Source organism: Micromonospora sp. WMMD714, from assembly GCF_029581315.1.
GTDB classification, from domain to species: Bacteria; Actinomycetota; Actinomycetes; order Mycobacteriales; family Micromonosporaceae; genus Micromonospora; species Micromonospora rifamycinica.
Window position 1 is genome coordinate 826,285 of record NZ_CP120744.1, and the last position, 17,094, is coordinate 843,378.

The 17,094-nt window shown below is 73.6% G+C and carries 15 protein-coding genes; 7 read left to right on the plus strand and 8 right to left on the minus strand.

The genetic code is table 11. The features are described from left to right. Positions 1–380: 380 nt before the first annotated feature. The gene (locus O7625_RS03740) at positions 381–1,607 is read left to right on the plus strand and encodes an SAM-dependent methyltransferase (RefSeq protein WP_282344319.1); all 1,227 of its coding nucleotides are present in this window, start codon (positions 381–383) and stop codon (positions 1,605–1,607) included. A gap of 114 nt (positions 1,608–1,721) precedes the next feature. Here O7625_RS03740 and O7625_RS03745 read toward each other — a convergent pair whose 3' ends face one another. After that, on the minus strand, positions 1,722–2,159 hold the full coding sequence (locus O7625_RS03745; protein WP_282344321.1) for a hypothetical protein: 438 nt from the start codon (positions 2,157–2,159) through the stop codon (positions 1,722–1,724). A gap of 240 nt (positions 2,160–2,399) precedes the next feature. Here O7625_RS03745 and O7625_RS03750 point away from each other — a divergent pair, with 240 nt between their 5' ends. Further along, on the plus strand, positions 2,400–2,816 hold the full coding sequence (locus O7625_RS03750; RefSeq protein ID WP_282344322.1) for a helix-turn-helix domain-containing protein: 417 nt from the start codon (positions 2,400–2,402) through the stop codon (positions 2,814–2,816). A gap of 39 nt (positions 2,817–2,855) precedes the next feature. Here the strand turns inward: O7625_RS03750 and O7625_RS03755 are convergent, their stop codons facing one another. The 3 genes from O7625_RS03755 to O7625_RS03765 form a co-directional block, all read right to left on the minus strand. Continuing rightward, the gene (locus O7625_RS03755; protein ID WP_348773984.1) at positions 2,856–4,037 is read right to left on the minus strand and encodes a hypothetical protein; all 1,182 of its coding nucleotides are present in this window, start codon (positions 4,035–4,037) and stop codon (positions 2,856–2,858) included. Between the two features lie 194 nt (positions 4,038–4,231). Further along, a complete protein-coding gene (locus O7625_RS03760; protein WP_282344323.1) occupies positions 4,232–6,475 on the minus strand; it encodes a DEAD/DEAH box helicase in 2,244 nt (747 codons plus the stop codon). Positions 6,476–6,513: 38 nt separating this feature from the next. Then, positions 6,514–8,373, minus strand: a complete 1,860-nt coding sequence (locus O7625_RS03765) for an AfsR/SARP family transcriptional regulator (RefSeq protein ID WP_282344325.1) — start codon at positions 8,371–8,373, stop codon at positions 6,514–6,516. A gap of 144 nt (positions 8,374–8,517) precedes the next feature. Between O7625_RS03765 and O7625_RS03770 the strand changes: the two genes are divergently transcribed. Next, positions 8,518–9,354 (plus strand): hypothetical protein, encoded by an 837-nt coding sequence (locus tag O7625_RS03770; protein WP_282344326.1) that lies wholly within the window; start codon positions 8,518–8,520, stop codon positions 9,352–9,354. A gap of 407 nt (positions 9,355–9,761) precedes the next feature. Here O7625_RS03770 and O7625_RS03780 read toward each other — a convergent pair whose 3' ends face one another. Next, positions 9,762–10,118 (minus strand): DivIVA domain-containing protein, encoded by a 357-nt coding sequence (locus O7625_RS03780; RefSeq protein ID WP_282344328.1) that lies wholly within the window; start codon positions 10,116–10,118, stop codon positions 9,762–9,764. 294 nt (positions 10,119–10,412) lie between these two features. On the opposite strand from O7625_RS03780, the gene O7625_RS03785 reads away from it, so the two are divergent. Continuing rightward, positions 10,413–10,640 (plus strand): winged helix-turn-helix domain-containing protein, encoded by a 228-nt coding sequence (locus O7625_RS03785; RefSeq protein WP_282344329.1) that lies wholly within the window; start codon positions 10,413–10,415, stop codon positions 10,638–10,640. 214 nt (positions 10,641–10,854) lie between these two features. Then, positions 10,855–11,256 carry a hypothetical protein gene (locus tag O7625_RS03790; protein ID WP_282344330.1) on the plus strand — a complete coding sequence of 134 codons (402 nt, stop codon included), beginning with the start codon at positions 10,855–10,857 and terminating at the stop codon, positions 11,254–11,256. Positions 11,257–11,409: 153 nt separating this feature from the next. On the opposite strand, the gene coaD is transcribed toward O7625_RS03790, so the two are convergent. Together coaD and O7625_RS03800 are read right to left on the minus strand one after the other, a co-directional pair. Then, on the minus strand, positions 11,410–11,871 hold the full coding sequence (gene coaD, locus O7625_RS03795; protein ID WP_282344332.1) for a pantetheine-phosphate adenylyltransferase: 462 nt from the start codon (positions 11,869–11,871) through the stop codon (positions 11,410–11,412). Between the two features lie 125 nt (positions 11,872–11,996). Further along, a complete protein-coding gene (locus tag O7625_RS03800) occupies positions 11,997–13,139 on the minus strand; it encodes a glycerophosphodiester phosphodiesterase (protein ID WP_282344334.1) in 1,143 nt (380 codons plus the stop codon). Positions 13,140–13,403: 264 nt separating this feature from the next. Here O7625_RS03800 and O7625_RS03805 point away from each other — a divergent pair, with 264 nt between their 5' ends. Both O7625_RS03805 and O7625_RS03810 read left to right on the plus strand, forming a co-directional pair. After that, positions 13,404–14,738, plus strand: a complete 1,335-nt coding sequence (locus tag O7625_RS03805; RefSeq protein WP_282344336.1) for a potassium transporter TrkG — start codon at positions 13,404–13,406, stop codon at positions 14,736–14,738. Beyond that, positions 14,728–15,396, plus strand: coding sequence for a TrkA family potassium uptake protein (locus O7625_RS03810; RefSeq protein ID WP_282344338.1), 669 nt, complete (start codon positions 14,728–14,730; stop codon positions 15,394–15,396). Before O7625_RS03805 ends, O7625_RS03810 begins: the two co-directional genes overlap by 11 nt. 17 nt (positions 15,397–15,413) lie before the next feature. On the opposite strand, the gene O7625_RS03815 is transcribed toward O7625_RS03810, so the two are convergent. Beyond that, the gene (locus O7625_RS03815; protein WP_282344340.1) at positions 15,414–17,093 is read right to left on the minus strand and encodes a serine/threonine-protein kinase; all 1,680 of its coding nucleotides are present in this window, start codon (positions 17,091–17,093) and stop codon (positions 15,414–15,416) included. Position 17,094: the final 1 nt, after the last annotated feature.

Here is a 17,094-nt window from a genome sequence, read left to right on the forward strand (position 1 = left end):
TCGCTCGCACCCGGTGCGGACGTCGGCGGTGTGCACGAACGCCACCACCAGCCAAGCCCGGAGCCAGGTCCGGGGCGAGGCGGGAGCCAGGCCGGAGGCCGTCGGCCCTCGTCTGGCCCCCGGACACGAGCAACCGACGTCACCCCGGGAGTTTGAGGGACGGTCGGCGTCCGAACGACGCTTGTTGGTGGGGGCACCATGATCAGGTTGCGATTTCGCGTACTTGCATCGGCGTGTCGTCTGCAAAACTGCAATCTGATCTTGAGGCCACTCTGAGTCGCGGTTTGCAGCGGGATGCTGCGGGTGGGCACCGGTGCGGCGCGGGACACCCGGGGACGGCCCGGCCGCGGCACCGGTCGGGCGGGAAGGATGATGGCAGGATGCCGGAACCGTTGGACGTCGCCCTGACCGAGGTGCGGGCGTTGCTGCTCGACCCCGCCCTGACCCGCGCCGTCGCCGCCGGCCGACGCCGGGGGCAACGTCCCTCCGTGGTACGCGCCGAGCTACGCCCGGTCGCCCTCAAGGCCGGCACCCGGTTGCAGATCTCCACCTCCGACGGGGTACGGCCGTACACCCGGAACGTGGTGCCGGGCGGCCCGGACGCCGACGCGGCGGTCGACGCGCTGCTCGCCGAGCCGTTCGGCAACTGGCACGTGGAGACCGCCGGGGCCACCCTCCAACTCCGGGTGACCAAGTCCGGCGACGCCCAGGTGCACCGGGCGGCGGCCAGCCGTCCGACGGCCGGGCCGGAGGGCCACGACCGGGCCAAGGAGTACCTCCTCGACCCGGGAGACCCGATCTTCGCGGAGATCGGTGGCAGCGCCGCCAAACGGCGACAGGTGGACGCCTTCCTGCGCGCGTTGGCCGCCACCCTCCCCGACGACCTCACCGGCCGACTGCGCGTGGTCGACCTGGGCTGCGGCAATGCCTACCTGACCTTCGCCGCGTACCGGTACCTGACCGGCCGCGGGCTGGACGTGGACCTCGTCGGGGTGGACGTCCGGGAGGACCAGCGGCGGCGCAACAGCGAGCTGGCCGAACGCCTCGGCTGGGGCGACCGGGTGTCCTTCGTCGCCGGCACCATCGCCGACGCCGTGGTGGAGCCCGCCCCCGACCTGGTCCTCGCGCTGCACGCCTGTGACACCGCCACCGACGAGGCGCTGGCCCGGGCGGTGCGCTGGCAGGCCCGCTGGATCCTCGCCGCCCCGTGCTGCCACCACGACCTCGCGGCGCAGCTGCGCGCCCGGCCGGCCCCGGCGCCCTACGCGCTGCTGACCCGGCAGGGCATCCTGCGGGAACGCTTCGCCGACGTGCTCACCGACGCGCTGCGGGCGGGGTTGCTGCGGACGCACGGCTACCGGGCCGACGTGGTCGAGTTCGTCGACTCCCGGCACACCCCCCGGAACCTGCTGATCCGTGCCCGCCGTAACGGCTCCGGCGGCGACCCGGGCACCGGCGGCGGTGCCGCCCGCCCGCAGCGGGCACCCGGCGACCCGGGCGACGACGGGGTGGCGGCCGAGTACCGGCAGCTGGTCGACCAGTGGCAGGTCACCCCACGCCTGTCGACCCTGCTGGCCGACCACCCCACGCCGACCGCCGGGCACTGAGGCACGGCTCAGCGACGCCGGTTGCCGCCCCGACCGACCGGATCAGGGCAGGCCGCCGCCCCGATCGGCGGGAGTAGGGGCGACCGCCGCCCCGACCGGCGGGAATGGCCGGGCTCAGCGACGCCGGTTGCCGCCCCGACCGCCGGGCCGCTCCCCGGTGGACCGGTCGAACACCGGGGAGACCCGTTCGCGGGTGCCCCGCTCGTCGTCGCCGGACAGCGTGGGGAACGGCACCACCGTGCCGGACGTCTCGGCGTTGCCGGCGGCGGTGAAGGCGTTCCAGGAGATGTCGACCAGGAGCCGTTTGAGTTCGGCGTGCCGGGCCGCAGCGCTGCGTTGCAGCGCCAACCGGACGCCGAGCACCACCCCCACCAGCGAGGTGGTGACGGCACCGGCGGCGACCAGGACGTGCGCCCCGGTCACCCGGTCACCGGTCGCCACCAGCACCAGCAGCCAGCTCCAGAAGCCCACGGCGAACACACCCGCCTTGGCGACGAAGAAGAGGCTGACCGCACCCGGGCGGTGCGGCACCGGACGATCGGGGTCGGCCATCCTGCTCCTCCTCGGTGCTGCCGGGACAGGTCGGTGACCCGTCGATTTTAGGTGACGGACGGCAATCGTCGCCGCTCGCCGACCGCGCCCGGAACGACTGCCACCTGCGGCGCGGCCCCACGACGGGCCTGCCGTCGACCTGGACGGCCGGTCGGGGAGTCACACCGGCCGGCGGTCGTACTACCCTCGAAGGGCACACCGGACACCCGACCTCCCCGGAGAGGGGACGATCTCACCGGCATGGCTTCGACCGAGGTCTCACCACAGATGGCGTTCGCCCGTTTCGTGCGGCGGGCCATCGACGACGCCCGTGACGAGCGGGGTTGGACGGTGACCGACCTCGCGGCCCACACCGGTGTCGGCCGGTCCACCGTCTTCCGGTGGCTCGCCGGTGACTGGCAGGACTACCCCGAGCTGGCCAAGGTGCGCGGCTTCTGCGCCGCCCTCGACCTGCCGGTGGCGGCGGCCTTCCGGGCGCTCGGCCTGCCCGACTCGGGGCCGGTGCCCCGCCGCCGCGCCGACGACGGCCCGGTGGAGGCGGACGTCCGGGTGATCCTCGACCGGCTGGCCGACCCGTCGGTGCCCGCCGAGGAGAAGCACCACATCCGGGATCTGCTGCGTTACCTGGCCCGCCGCCCGGCCCGCCGGGCCGGCTGAGCCGGGGTCAGCGGACGCTCAGGGTGAACTGAGCCGGGGTCAGCGGACACTCAGGGTGAACTCCGCGGTCCGCACCACGCCCGCCACCTGGAAGTCCAGGTACATCCGGTAGCTGCCGGGGCCGGGCGCGGTCAGCCAGAAGGTCACCGTGTCACCGGTCGGCCCGGGTTCGGGGTGCACGTGCAGGTAGCCCAGATCGCCCTCGCGGAGGGCGACCAGGTGCCCGTACGCGCCGAGGTAGCGCTCCAGGACGGCGGGCCGCCCGGCCCCGTCACGGACCTGGAACCGCAGCGGTACGGCGGCACCCACCTGCGGGGTGCCCGTGTAGTCGACGGTGAACCCGGCCACGGTCGCGCGGGTGGCCGGGGCGGGCAGCGGGCGGGGTGCGTAGTCCCCCGGCGCCACCAGGTCCACGCCCAGCGTCGCCGGGGTCTGCCGGCCGTCGTCGGCGACCACGGTGAAATCGGTGTACGCCCGCCAGACGCCCGGCTGCGGCAGGGTCAGCGGGATCGACCAGGTGCCGTCGGCGGCCATCGTCGGGTGCAGGTGCTGGAATCCGGTGAGGTCGCGGCGTACCACGATCAGGTGCATCGGCTTGTCGTGCACGACCGCGAACCGGGTGACCGGTCGCCGCTGGGCGTCCCGGATCTGGAACCGCAGTTCACCCGCCCGCCCGGCGACGAACTCCCCGCCCGACGGGGTGAGCGTGTAGCCGTCGGAGGTGACCGACAGGCCGGTGGCCCCGTCGCCGGCCGGCTGCCCGGCGGTGGCGTCGTGCTGGTGCGCGCCGGTGCCCGGAGCGTGGCTGTGGTCCCCGGCGGCGGTCCCGACGGTCGCCGCCGTACGGTCGATCGGCCTTCCGTCGGCCCGGCCGAGACCGAAGCCGAGCAGGACGGCCAGCGCCAGTCCACCGACCACCAGCGCCAGCCGCAGCGTGGCCCGGTCCGGTCCGACCGCCGGCCCCGCCGACCGCGCCCCGGCGGACGTCGACCCCCCGGACAGCGCCCACCCGCCGGACGTCGGTCCCCCGGACAGCGCCCGCCCGGCGGGCTGCGGGGCCTCCCGGTCGTCGGTCGAGTCGCGGCGGTCCACCGGTGCCGGGGCGCGTGCCCCGGCAGCCGGCACGGCGGATCCGGCCGGCACGGCGGCACCCTCGTCGGCGGCCGACGCACCCTGGTCCGCCGGGTCGGCCGGCCGGGTGACGGATCGCTGGTCGGCCATCCGCCCACCGTACCGCCGCCGCCGTCGGCGACCGGGCAGCGGCCGGTCACCGTGGCGCCGGTCGCATTACCGCCGGCCGGGGAACTTCGCGGCGGTCGGCGGTGCGGTGATTCGACCGGCGGCGGACCGGCCCGCCGGCGAGGGCGGGTCAGCCGGGCGAGTGGGCCAGCCGGGCGAGGGCGAGTGCGAGTGGGTCAGCCGGCGAGGGCGAGGGCGAGCGGGAGGACGTCGGGGGCGCCGGCCCGGCGCAGCAGGCGGGCCGCCATCGTCATCGTCCAGCCGGAGTCGACCAGGTCGTCGACGAGCAGCACCGGGCCGTCCAGTCCGGCCAGCGCCCCGGCCACCTCGTCGGGGAGGCTGAAGGCGTCGTGCAGGGCGCGTACCCGCTGGGCGCTGTTGCCGCGCGGCCCGCCGGCGCCGGCCGGGCCGACCGGGGTGACCGCGCCGAGCAGCGGCAGCCGGCCGACCGTGGCGATCCGCTCGGCGAGCGAGGCGACCAGGGCCGGGTGGCTGCGGGAGCCGACCGCGACCACACCGGCCGGGCGGCGCGGCCACGGGTCGTCACCGTGCGCCCACGCCTTCAGCACCTCCACCACGGCCGCCGCCACGTCGTCGGGGACCGGGCCGTCGGCCGTGTCCGGGCCGACCAGGCCGCGCAGCCGGCCACCCCAGCCCAGGTCGGACAGCCGCCCCACGGCCCGGCCGGGCAGCGCCTGCTCCGTGGGCGGGATCCGCCCCTTCAGCGGTACGCCGACCGCGTCGAGCCCGGTCGGCCAGAGCTTCTTGGGGGCGATCTGCACCCCGGGACGGCCGAGGAAGGTCTGCGCGGCGGTCAACGCGGGGCCGGAGACCTCGGCGGTGAACAGCGGCGTGGCACAGCGGTCGCATCGGCCGCAGTCGTCCGCCCCGCTGTCGTCCAGGCATTCCCGCAGGTAGCGCATCCGGCAGCCGGTCGTGCCGGCGTACTCGCGCATGGCCTGCTGTTCGGCGGTGCGGGCCTGGGCGACCCGACGCAGCCGGGCCTCGTCGTAGGTCCACGGCTCGCCGGTGGCGAGCCAGCCGCCGCGCACCCGGCGGACCGCGCCGTCGACGTCGAGCACCTTGAGCATCAGCTCCAGGCGGGTCCGCCGCAGGTCGACGATGGGTTCCAGGGCCTGGGTGGAGAGCGGCCGGTCGGTGTGCAGGGCGGCCAGCACGGTACGCACCTGCTCCTCGGGCGGGAACGCCAGCGAGGCGAAGTAGCGCCAGATGGCGGCGTCCTCGACCCCCGGCAGCAGCAGCACCTCGGCGTGTTCGACGGCCCGGCCGGCGCGGCCGACCTGCTGGTAGTAGGCGATCGGCGAGGGCGGCGCACCGAGGTGCACCACGAAACCGAGGTCGGGCTTGTCGAACCCCATCCCGAGCGCACTGGTCGCCACCAGCGCCTTGATCTTGTTGTCGAGGAGATCCTGTTCGGCGGCGCGGCGGTCGGCGTCCTCGGCCTGGCCGGTGTAGGAGGCCACCGACCAGCCGCGCGCCCGGAGGAACTCGGCGGTCTCGGTGGCCGCCGCCACGGTGAGCGTGTAGACGATCCCGGAGCCGGGCAGCGCGTCCAGGTGGTCGGCGAGCCAGGCCAGCCGGTGCGCCGGGCTGGGCAGGTCGAGCACGCCCAGCCGCAGCGACTCCCGGTCCAGCGTGCCCCGCAGCACCAGCACGTCGGCCCGTCGCGCGGCCCGGTCGGGCGCCGCCGCCGGATCGGCGGGGGAACCGGGGAGGTCGGCGGGCGATACGGACGGTGCGGCAGAGCCGGCGCGGTCGGCCGGGCCTGGGGTCGGTTCGGTGCCGAGTTGCTCGGCGACGTCCCGGGTCACCCGCTCGTTGGCGGTGGCGGTGGTGGCGAGCACCGGCGTCCGCTCCGGCAGGTTGCCCAGGAAGGTGCGCAGCCGGCGGTAGTCGGGCCGGAAGTCGTGCCCCCAGTCGGAGACGCAGTGCGCCTCGTCCACCACCAGCAGGCCGGTGGTGGCGGCCAGCCTCGGCAGCACGGTGTCCCGGAAGTCGGGGTTGTTGAGCCGCTCGGGGCTGATCAACAGCACGTCCACCGCCCCGGCGTGGATCTCGGCGGTGATCTCGTCCCACTCGTCGAGGTTGGCCGAGTTGATGGTGCGCGCCCGGATGCCGGCGCGGGCCGCCGCCTCCACCTGGTTGCGCATCAACGCCAGCAGCGGCGAGACGATGACCGTCGGCCCGTGCTCACCGTGCTCACGCAGCAGGGCGGTGGCCACGAAGTAGACCGCCGACTTGCCCCACCCGGTGCGCTGCACGCAGAGCACCCGACGCCGGTCGACCACCAGCGCCTCGATCGCCCGCCACTGGTCCTCCCGCAGCCGGGCGTGCTCACCGGCCAGCCGGCGCAACACCGCCTCGGCCCGCTCCCGCACCGCCACCCGGTCCCCACTCATCCGACATGTCTACCAGCCCTGACCGACCCTTCCACCGGTCAACCGTCCGCCGTCGGCACCGGCCTGTCGGGTGGGGTGGAGGCAGGCACGCCGGGCGGAGACACGCCGGGCGGAAGGAAGACCAGGACGTCACGGAGTGCTTCAGTCCTCGCGAGTGGCAGCGCGCAACGCCCGGCCAACTCCTCCATCGACCCGTACGGCCCACGGAGCCACCGGTCCATGGCCACCTGACGGCCCTGCCGTTCAGTCAATCCGGCAAGAGTGAGGAGCACCTCGTCGGCGACTGCGTTGACGTCGATCAGACCACCGTCGTCGAAGGTGCGGAACAGGTCGGGGCGGCCGATGGCGAACTGGTACCGGCTGGCCGGGTAGTGGTGCAGCAGGTAGCGGGCCTGCTCGCGGCGTACCCGCTGCTCCTCGGCGCGTAGCTGGGAGCCGGCTGCCCGGTTGGTGATCGCCCCCCACACCCGCCTGCTGAGCAGGAGCACGTGCCCGGCGCCCACCGGCCAGCAGAGGAGCACCAGGCTGAGGCCCAGGAACGCCTGCCACCCCGGCCCTTCCACCGCGGGGTCGAACCGGGCGATGTCGTACACGAGCCAGGAGGTTGCGGCCAGGTATCCGACGCCCGCCACCGCCAGCCGCCAACTACGCCGCCAGATCGCGTACCCGAGGATCACCAGCCAGGTCACGCAGCCGAACGAGAGCAACACCAGCGCGGTACCGACCGCTGTGGCGGTGTTGCTCATCCAGCGCGGCACCGGGTCGCGGGGGCCGGGCCGACGCCGGTGCGGCGTGTCGAGATGTGGGGGCCGCAGGGCGAAGGGCGGCGGCAGTGGGGACGGACCAGGCAGCGGTGGGGCGGCGGCCCACGACGCCGGCGTGCTGCCGGCAGGCCGACCGTCCGCCACCGGGGGCACCGGTACAGGTGGCAACGGCTCGTCGGCCCGCGCCGCCGGCCGACCAGCCCGCCCGCCGCCGACACCACACGCACCAGCACCTCCAGGGCCAGGCGACTCGGTGCCGGAAGACTCAGCGCCGGAAGGGTCAGTGCCGGAAGACTCGGTGCCGGAAGGGTCAGTGCCGGGAGACTCGGTGCCGGGAGGGTCGGTGCTGCTGGCGGCGGGGGGAGTGAGCGCCGGGTCGGCGCGGAGGATTCGTCGGTGCAGGTCGCGCAGCGCCTCCCCCGGTTCGATGCCGTGTTCCTCCCGGAGCAGGTCGTCGATCTCGCGGTACGCCGCCAACGCCTCGGCCTGCCGACCGCTGCGGTACAGCGCCAACATGAAGTGGTGCCGCAGCCGCTCCCGCACCGGGAACTCGGCCACCAGTTCCACCAGCTCACCGATCAGCTCCCGATGCCGCCCCTGGTCCAGTTGGAGTTCAGCCCATGACTCCAGCGCACCGGCCCGGATCTCCACCAGGCGCTGCCGGGCCGCCTCCAGCACCGGGCCGGTGAGTCCGCCGAACGGCTCGCCGTGCCACAGCTCCAGCGCCGCCCGCAGCTCTGCTGCCGCCGCACCGGTACGGCCCGCAGCTCGGTGCTGCTCCGCCTGCCGTACGCCCCGTTCGAAGCGGAACGCGTCCACCGCCGCCGGATCCACCCGCAGCAGGTAGCCGGCATCGGTGCGGGTGATCACCTGTCCGGGCGCCCGGGGTGACCGTTCCGGCTCCAGCACCCGGCGTAGCCCCGCGACGTACTTCTGCACCACGTTGGGTCCGTTCGCAGGCGGGTCCTCCGGCCAGACCGCGTCGATCATCTGGAAGGTGGGCACCGGCCGACCGGCGGATAGGAGCAGGACCGCCAGCACGGCGCGCTGCTTTCCGGGACCGAGATCGACCAGCCGCTCCCCGCACCAGGCGAGCTGTGGCCCGAGCACCTGGAAACGCAACGGCTCTGACACGCGGTTTCCGCTCCTGACGCCCCCGGCCGTGCGGCACGGCAGTGCACGGCAGCCGGACGGCAGCATAACGGCAGCGGTACGGCGGTGCTGTCCATGCAGGATCTCGCCAGCAATCGGCCAGCGCAGTGAAAGTGAGTCAACGACATGACGCAGCGAACCGGCACCACCGGAAGCATCCGGCGGGTCGCAGCCACCGGGAGCGCCCTGCTGACCGCCACCGTCCTCCTCACGGGTTGCGCCGCACCCGACAGGAGTTCCGCCGGGGCGACGCCGCCAGCTCCGTCGACGTCCCCCTCGCCCGATCCCAAGACCGCCCTGCTGGCCGCCGTGCCGGACGACGACGACCCGCGCTTCCGGTTCGCCCACTCCGGGGGTGCTGACAAGGTCTCCGGGGTGGTCGACCCGGCCGCCGAGGCGACGGAGTTGACCTTCTCGCAGCGGAGCACCGATCCCGCCTTCACGATGACCATGTCGATGCGGGTGATCGACGACCGGGTCTGGATGCGGGTGAAGCTGACCGGCATCGACGGTCTGCACGAGGCGATGAAGTTGCCGAAGCGCTGGATGAAACTGGACCCGTCCAAGATCAAGGACGAGGCGGACAACCTCGTGTACGAGGGCGCCGACCCGGGCAACACCGGCGTGCTCATCGAGAGCGCGTCAACGGTGCAGGACAGGGGCTCCGGCACGTACACCGGCTTCATCGATCTGACCGCGAGCGACCAGGCGGCCCAGGCGGTGGACGACGTCGACGTGGCCGCGCTCGGCCCGGCTGCCAAGCAGGTGCCGTTCACCGCGGTCGTCGGAGCGGACGGCAACCTCGGTTCGCTGACCCTGAAGGTCCCGGCGGCCGGCAAGGCGAAGGCCCGCACGGTGGTCACCCGCTACTACGACTTCGGCAAGGCGCCGAGCCTCACCGCACCGAGCGGTGACCAGGTGCAGACGGCACCGGCCTCGGCGTACGAGCTGCTCAACGGCTGATCCACGGTAGGGCACCGGGCGGGGCGCGGCCACACGGGGGGCCGCGCCCCGCCCGGTGCCGTACCTACCGTCCACCGCCGGACGACGAACCGGCGGGTTGTCCGGTGTCGGCTGCGCTCGCCCCCCCCCCCCCCCCCCCCCCCCCCCCCCCCCCCCCCGCCACCGCCGGTCGGGCGCGCAGTCGCCGTGGTTGTCGGCTGGGCGTGCACAGCGGAGGTCGGGGGTCAGCCGGCGGTCGCAGTAGACCCAGTGGCGTACGGACTGGTCGTCCTCGTGGGAGACGGTGGTGGTGCCCGGGTCGACGTCGGGCAGGGAGGCGAGTGCCCGGGTGATCGCGCGGGCGAGTCCCTGGGCGGCGGCCAGGTCGTCGGCGGCCACCGGCAGGTGGACGACGAACCGCTCCCGGGTCACCACCGCACGTCCGAGGTGAAGTGGGTACGCCAGGAGCGCAACGCCTGTTTGATCCGCTGATTCTCCTCCCGGGTCAGGGCGAGGTCGCGCCGCGCCGTTGCCAGGTCGGCGGCGACCCGGTGCAGGAAGGCGTCCACCTCCACCGGATCGAGCCCCCGCTTGACCAGCCGGAACTGTCGTCGCCGGGCCTCTCCGGCGGTCAGCGGCCGGCACGCCCGCGACCGGTACCAACCGCCGTTCGGCGGGCGCTCCGGCCAGTGTCGTTCCGACCCGCTGGGGCGCGCACCAGGTTCCCGACCGCGCCACGGGCGGCGACCGGACAGCCGGCGGAGCAGGGACAGCAGGATGTGCATGGGTCACCTTCCGGTCGCGTTCCATTCGGTGCTGTGGAAGGTGACCCGGCCCGCGGATAGGGGACGCGGACCGGGTCACCGGCCTCGGGACCGCAGCCCTGTGCGGCGGTACGGCCCCGGAGCCAACCCTTGGTGTCCGCCCCCGAGGTTTGCCGAACCAACCGGAACCGGACGTCCACAACATACCCAAAATATTTGTGTAGGTGACCCTTCGTTGCGGCGACACGACAGCTTGTTGCAGTTACTGGTGCAGGGCGGCATGATCAGAGACGCCGAACCAACCGGAGTCTCACCATGCCCACAGCTGAAGCCCCCTATCGCCAGATCGCCAATGACCTCACCGCCAAGATCAAGAGCGGTGAACTCAAACCGGGTGACAAGCTGCCCTCGACCCGCGAGCTTGCCGAGGCGTACCAGGTCCACATGAATACCGCCTCGCGTGCGCTCTCCTTGCTGCACGACCGCGAGCTGATCACCGGTCAGCCCGGCCGGGGCACCTACGTCGCCGAACCCTCCACGTAGCAACCCGACCGCCCGGCGGCGCGGTGACCCGGCGAGCGGCGATGTGGCGAGCCGCGATGTGGCGGGCTGGCGGGCTGGCTGGCTGGCGGGCCGTCGGTGCCCGGACCGGGCACCCCATCGGGGCGGGCACCGCCAGCGGTGAGCAGCAGAGCGGCCAGGCTTTGCGGATCGTCGTTGGGCTGGTGGCCGGTGTTCGGTTCGTTAGGGTGGGCCGATGCGGCGACTCACCGAGGAGACCGTCCTGGCCGTCGGCAGGATGACGCTGGCCACGACCGAGCTGGAATACGTCCTCGCCAGCATCGGCACCGGTCAGGCTGAGGGCGGCGACCTCCCCACGATCTTCACCGGTCCCGGCGAGCCGGTGCAGGTGGCGCGACGCGCCGCTCACCTCGCTCCCCCGGCCCACCGTGCCGAGTTCGTCGGGCTGGTCGAGGCGGCCGCGACGTACCTCGTGCAGGGCCGGACGGCCGTACGCGCATTGTGGCTCGACGGTAACCGCGTCGACGCGGCGACCTTCGACGAGATCGCCGGCCTGGTGCTGCGCTGCCGGGACCGGCTCCAGGCGCTGCACGACGACCTGACCCACCCTGCATCCGCGCCACCCCGCACCCGTTGACCTCCCGGGCGGATCCCCACCGGCTCAGTCGCTGGATTGTGGAGAGTTATTGTCGCCAGGGCGGCAACAACTCTCCACAATCCGGCGACCCGGACCGCCCAACGCCCGCGCCACCCCGACCGCGCTGATGACCTGGACCACCCGACGTCCGCGCTAGCCCGATCGCGGCAGCGACGTCCCCAGCGTGCGTACGGCGGTCGACGACATCGCCGCCAGTTCGGGCTGGGCGGGCAGGAAAACCGTGGGGACACCCAGTGACTCGTTCATCGCGGCGAGCCGGCACTCGGCCTGGAGGTCGCTCGTGTTCCGCACACCCCGGACGATTACTGCCGCCCCGTGGCGGAGGCAGTAGTCGGCGGTCAACCCGCGCCAGGCGGCGACCGTGACGGAGGTCCATCCCGCCGGCAGGCCCGTCCGGACGGCGGCGGCCCGCTGGTGTTCGTCGAGGCCGGGATGCTTCGCGCTGTTGACCGCGACGAGCACGACCACCTCGTCGAAGAGCCTGCGCGCCCGGTCCACCACGTCCAGATGCCCGGGGGTGAAGGGGTCGAAGCTGCCGGGGTAGACGGCACGCACCCCACCGGAGCTTCCTGCCGACGGCCCGTCGATGCCCATGGCCCGACTGTAGGTCCAGCTGACGGGAGTGACTCCTGTGGGCCGGGGTAGCGGTGTCCGGACGACCCGGATACCGCTACCCCGGCCACATTGAGTTGATCAGGCGCCCCACCGGGCGCGAGCGGTCAGCGGGTGGCCAGGCCGGCGCGGGCGGCGACGGCGGTGTCGGGCTGGTCGGCGAAGACGCCGTCCAGACCGAGGCCGAGGAAGAGTTCGTACTCGGCGGTGATGTCGCCCCGGGCGTTCGGGTCGGCCCCGATCCGGAAGTCGACCGGGAGGAACTGGTTCTCGGCGCGGAACGTCCAGGCGTGCACCACGAGGTTGTGCCGGTGCGCGTCGCGGATCACCGTGGTCGGGGCGAGCAGCTTGCCGGTGGCGTCCCGGGGGACGATCAGGTTCTTGTTGAGGCCCACCCCGTCGGCGTACCGGGCGATCCCGCGCAGGCCGGCGGCGGTCGCCAGGTCCTGGTAGGTGCGCGGGTCACCGGCGGCGGTGAAGTCGTACGGCTGGCCGGTGGCGTCGAGGAGCTGGACCAGCGGCACGTCGGTCATCTTGTCGAGCTTGCGCAGGTTGGCGGTCTCGAAGGACTGGATGAAGACCGGGTCGTTGCGGTGGGTCAGCTTGTTGCGGCGCAGCACCGCGACCAGCGGCTCCTCCAGGGGCAGCCCGATCGAGGCGAAGTAGCTGGGGTGCTTGGTCTCCGGGTAGACGCCGATGGTGCGGCCGCGGGCCTTCGACTCGGCGCGGGCCAGGTCCAGCACCTCCTGGAAGGTGGGCACCTCGAACCGGCCGTCGAAGGCGGTGTTCGCCACCCGCACCTGGGGCAGCCGCTCCTTGGCCCGCAGCGTCTTCAGCTCGGCCAGGGTGAAGTCCTCGGTGAACCAGCCGGTGACCGGCACCCCGTCGATGGTCCTGGTGGCCTTGCGGCCGGCGAACTCGGGGCGGGCCGCCACGTCGGTCGTACCGGAGATCTCGTTCTCGTGCCGGGCGACCAGCACCCGGTCCCGGGTGGAGACCAGGTCCGGCTCGATGTAGTCGGCCCCCATCCGGATCGCCAACCGGTACGCCTCCAGGGTGTGCTCCGGGCGGTAGCCGCTGGCCCCCCGGTGGCCGATCACCACGGGCCGGTGGGTGGCCCGGTCCGCACGGTCGGTGCGGTCCGCGTCGTCCTCGCGGGCCGAGGCCGCGCCGGGCACGGCCACCGGGACGGCGACGGCCACGGCGAGCAGCGCGCCGGCCACACCGAGGGCGGAAAGGGTACGTCGCAACGCGATCTCCTTGGTCGATGGGCTTCCGGCCCAGCGCCGGTACGCCCCAGCGGGTGTCGAGGGGCGCTCACAGCAGACCGGGCGCGGCTGACCGCCAGTTGCCCGTCGACTGGCCGCCAGGTGAACCCTGCGGGGAAACCGGCGGGAAGGCCGGTGGGGAAACCGGCGTGGAGGCCGGCGGGAGAAACGGGCAGGGAGGCAGGCGGGAGCGACGGGATACGCGATTCACCGACCCGGACGCACCGGAATCGACAGGATTGTCTGGTGCGCCGGTTCCTTCGTCACCCCGTCCGGCTGGTGCCGTTCGGTTTCCTGGTGACCATCGTGATCGGCACCGGCCTGCTGATGCTGCCCTGGGCGACCAGCGCGCACCACTACACCCCGCTGGTCACCGCCCTCTTCACCGCCACCTCGGCGGTCTCGGTCACCGGCATGAACGTCACCGACACCCCGAACTACTGGAACGGGTTCGGGCTGGTGATGATCACCGTACTCACCCAGGTCGGCGGCCTCGGCATCCTCACCGGCGCGGCCCTGGTCAGCCTGGCCGTGACCCGTCAGCTCGGGCTGCGTAACCGGCTGCTGGTGCAGGCGGAGGCCACCGACTACGGCATCGGCGACATCCGCCGCCTGCTGATGCACATCGCCGGTACGGTGTTCGGCTGCGAACTGGTGATGACCGTCATGGTCACCGCACGGCTCTGGCTGACCTACCACTATCCGCCGGGCCGGGCGCTGTGGTCCGGGGTGTTCCACTCGGTCCAGGCGTTCAACAACGGCGGGTTCAGCCTCTACTCCGAGGGCCTGGTCGCCTTCGCCCGCGACCCGTGGGTGACGCTGCCGCTGGCCCTCGGCGCGGTCGTCGGCGGGCTGGGCTTCCCCGCCCTGTTCGAGGCGTTCCGGCAGCGGCGTTGCCCGGCCCGTTGGACGGTGGCCACCAAGCTGACCGTCTGGGGCACCCTGGCGCTGCTGGCCACCGGCTTCGTCGGCCTGCTCGCCGCCGAGTGGGCCAACCCGTTCACCATCGGCACCTACGACACCGCCGGCAAGCTGCTCGCCGCCTTCACCCAGATCGCGCTCAGCCGTACCGGCGGCTTCGACGTGATCAACGTGTCGGCCTTGAGCGAGGAGAGTTTTCCCCTGCTCGTCGCCCTGATGTTCATCGGCGGCGGCAGCGCCAGCACCGCCGGTGGCATCAAGGTCTCCACGTTCTTCCTGCTCGGATTCGTCATCTGGGCCGAACTGCGCGGCGAACCCGACGTCACCGTGGGCCGCCGCCGGATCGCCGTGGCCAGCCAGCGCCAGGCGCTGACCGTGACGCTGCTCAGCGTGGCGCTGGTGACCGTCGGCACGCTGTGGCTGACCGTGCTCACCACCGGCGTCCGGTTCAACGACACGGTGTTCGAGGTGGTCTCCGCGTTCAGCACCACCGGGCTCACCGTCGGGCTCGCCGAGCGGTTGTCCTGGTCGGGCCAGCTGGTGCTGACCGTGCTGATGTACATCGGCCGGATCGGGCCGCTCACCCTCGGCTCGGCGATCGCGTTGAACACCCGACGTCGGCTCTACCGCTACCCGAAGGAGCAACCCGTTGTCGGCTAGGAGCGAGGACAGCGGCGACATCGCCGTGATCGGGCTGGGCCGGTTCGGCTGTCACCTGGCCGGGGCGTTGGCCCGGCTCGGCCACCAGGTGCTCGCCGTGGACCACGACGCCGCGCGGGTGCAACGCTGGTCGGCCTCGCTGGACCGGGTGGTGCAGGCCGACGCCACCGAGGAACAGGCGCTGCGGCAGCTCGGCATCGGCGACTTCCGCCGGGTGGTGGTCGCCATCGGCGCCTCGGTGGAGGCCAGCGTGCTCACCGTGCTGGCGTTGACCGAGGTGGGCGTACCGCAGATCTGGGCACGGGCGACCTCCCGGAAGCATGCCAAGATCCTGGCCTCGGTCGGCGCCCACCACGTGGTCTTCCCCGAGGCGGAGACCGGCGAGCGGGTGGCCCATCTGATCGTCAGCCGGATGCTCGACTTCATGGAGTTCGGCGACGACTTCGCCATCGCCAAGGTGCCGGTCCCCCCGCCGCTGGTCGGCCACCGCCTCGACGGGCTGGCCCTGCAGGAGCGGTACGGGGTGATAGTGGTCGGCGCCAAACCGGCCGGTGAGCCCTTCCGGTACGCCGAGCCGGACACCCTGCTCGGGCCGGGCAGCATCCTGGTCGTCGAGGGCGGGATCGCCCAGGTGCAACAGTTCGCGGCCCTGCGCTGAGGCTCAGCCCCGCCCGGTCACCGCCCCGGCTTGCCCGCCGCCCCACCCGGCCCCTTGCCCGCCGGCCCCTTGCCCGCGGCCGACCCCGGCCCCTTGCCGGGCTTCTCGGCCTTCGGCTTGGGCTTCGCCGGGGCGGCCCCACCGCCGGAACCGCCCTTGCCGGACGCCTTCGCCGGCTTCTTCGCCGCCGGTTTCTTCACCGCCGGCTTCTTCACCGTCGGCGGCTTCACCACCGGGGCGCTGCCGGCCACCCCGGAGACCCGCACCCCGCAGCTCGACTCGCCGACGGTGAACTCCAGCGGCAGCGGGTTGCCGCCGGTGTACCGGCCGGTCAGCGCGACCTTCTCCGACGCGCCCGGGGCCAGCGCGGCGCGTCCGGCCGCCGGGGTGACCCGGACCGTACGTCCCTCCTGGCGTACCCCCGGGGTGGTCGTGGTGACGGTCTGCTGGCCGGGGAAGGCGAAGCTCATCGTCCAGTCCCGCAGCTCCCGGGGGCCGGTGTTGGTCAGCGTGAGCTGGGCGGCGAAGTCCCTGCCGGAGTCGCTGCGCAGTGCGTACTCGACCTCGCACGGGGTGGGTTCGGTCAACCCCATCCGGGCCTCGGTCGGCCGGTCGACGCCGCCGCTGGCCGGGCTGCGCGAGGTCACCCCCCAGATCGCCGCGGTCACCGCGACCAGACCCACCGCGACCACCCCGGCCTCGATCCGGCGGCGGCGGGCGGCGGCCCGGCGGTTGCGGGTCCGGCCCGAGAAGGGCAGCGCGTCGGTGTCGGCCGACCAGGGCAGGATCGTGGTGCCCGCGTTGGCGAGCAGGGCCGGATCGAGCCGCCCGGGGGCCGGGGACACCGGCACGGCCGCGACCATCCCGGCCGCGCCGGCGAGGGTACGCGCCACCTCGGTCGTCGCCGGCCGGTCCTCGGGACGCTTGGCCAGGCAGCGGCCGACCAGCTCGACCACCTCGTCGGGCAGCCCGCGCACCGGCGGCATCGGCTCCGGGTCGTGGTACATGTGCGCCCGCAGCATCTGGGTGGTGGTGCTGGCCTGCCAGGGCAGCCGCCCGGTGAGCATCCGGTAGAGCAGCAGCCCGACAGCGTACACGTCGGTGGCCGGGGAGACCTGGCCGTTGTCGAGGCGTTCCGGGGCGAGGTAGGCGGGGGTGCCGAGCAGGGTGCCGTCCGGCCCCTTCTCGCTCTCCCCGACCAGCGCGGAGATGCCGAAGTCGACCACCTTCACCCCGGTGGCGGTCAGCATGACGTTGCCCGGGGTGACGTCCCGGTGCACCACCCCCCGGGCGTGCGCGGTGGCCAGCGCCGAGGTCACCTCGGCCCCGATGGTCACCGCCTCCCGCCAGGGCAGCTGCCCGTCGCGGCCGAGCCGCGCGGTGAGCGGGCCGCCGTCCACCAGCTCCATCACCACGTACGGCACGGTCAGCCCGACCTGCTCGGACTCGCCGTAGTCGTACACGTTGGTGATGTTGGGGTGGCAGAGCCGGGCGGCGGCCTGCGCCTCGATCCGGATCCGGTGCCGGAAGGCCCGGTCGGTGGCCAGCCGGGAGGCGAGCACCTTCACCGCGACCTGACGGCCGAGCACCTGGTCGTAGCCGCGCCACACCACGGACATCCCGCCCGCGCCGAGCTGCTCGATCAGCCGGTACCGCTCACCGAGGAGCTGGGCGGCGTTGCGCACTCCTGCACCCATG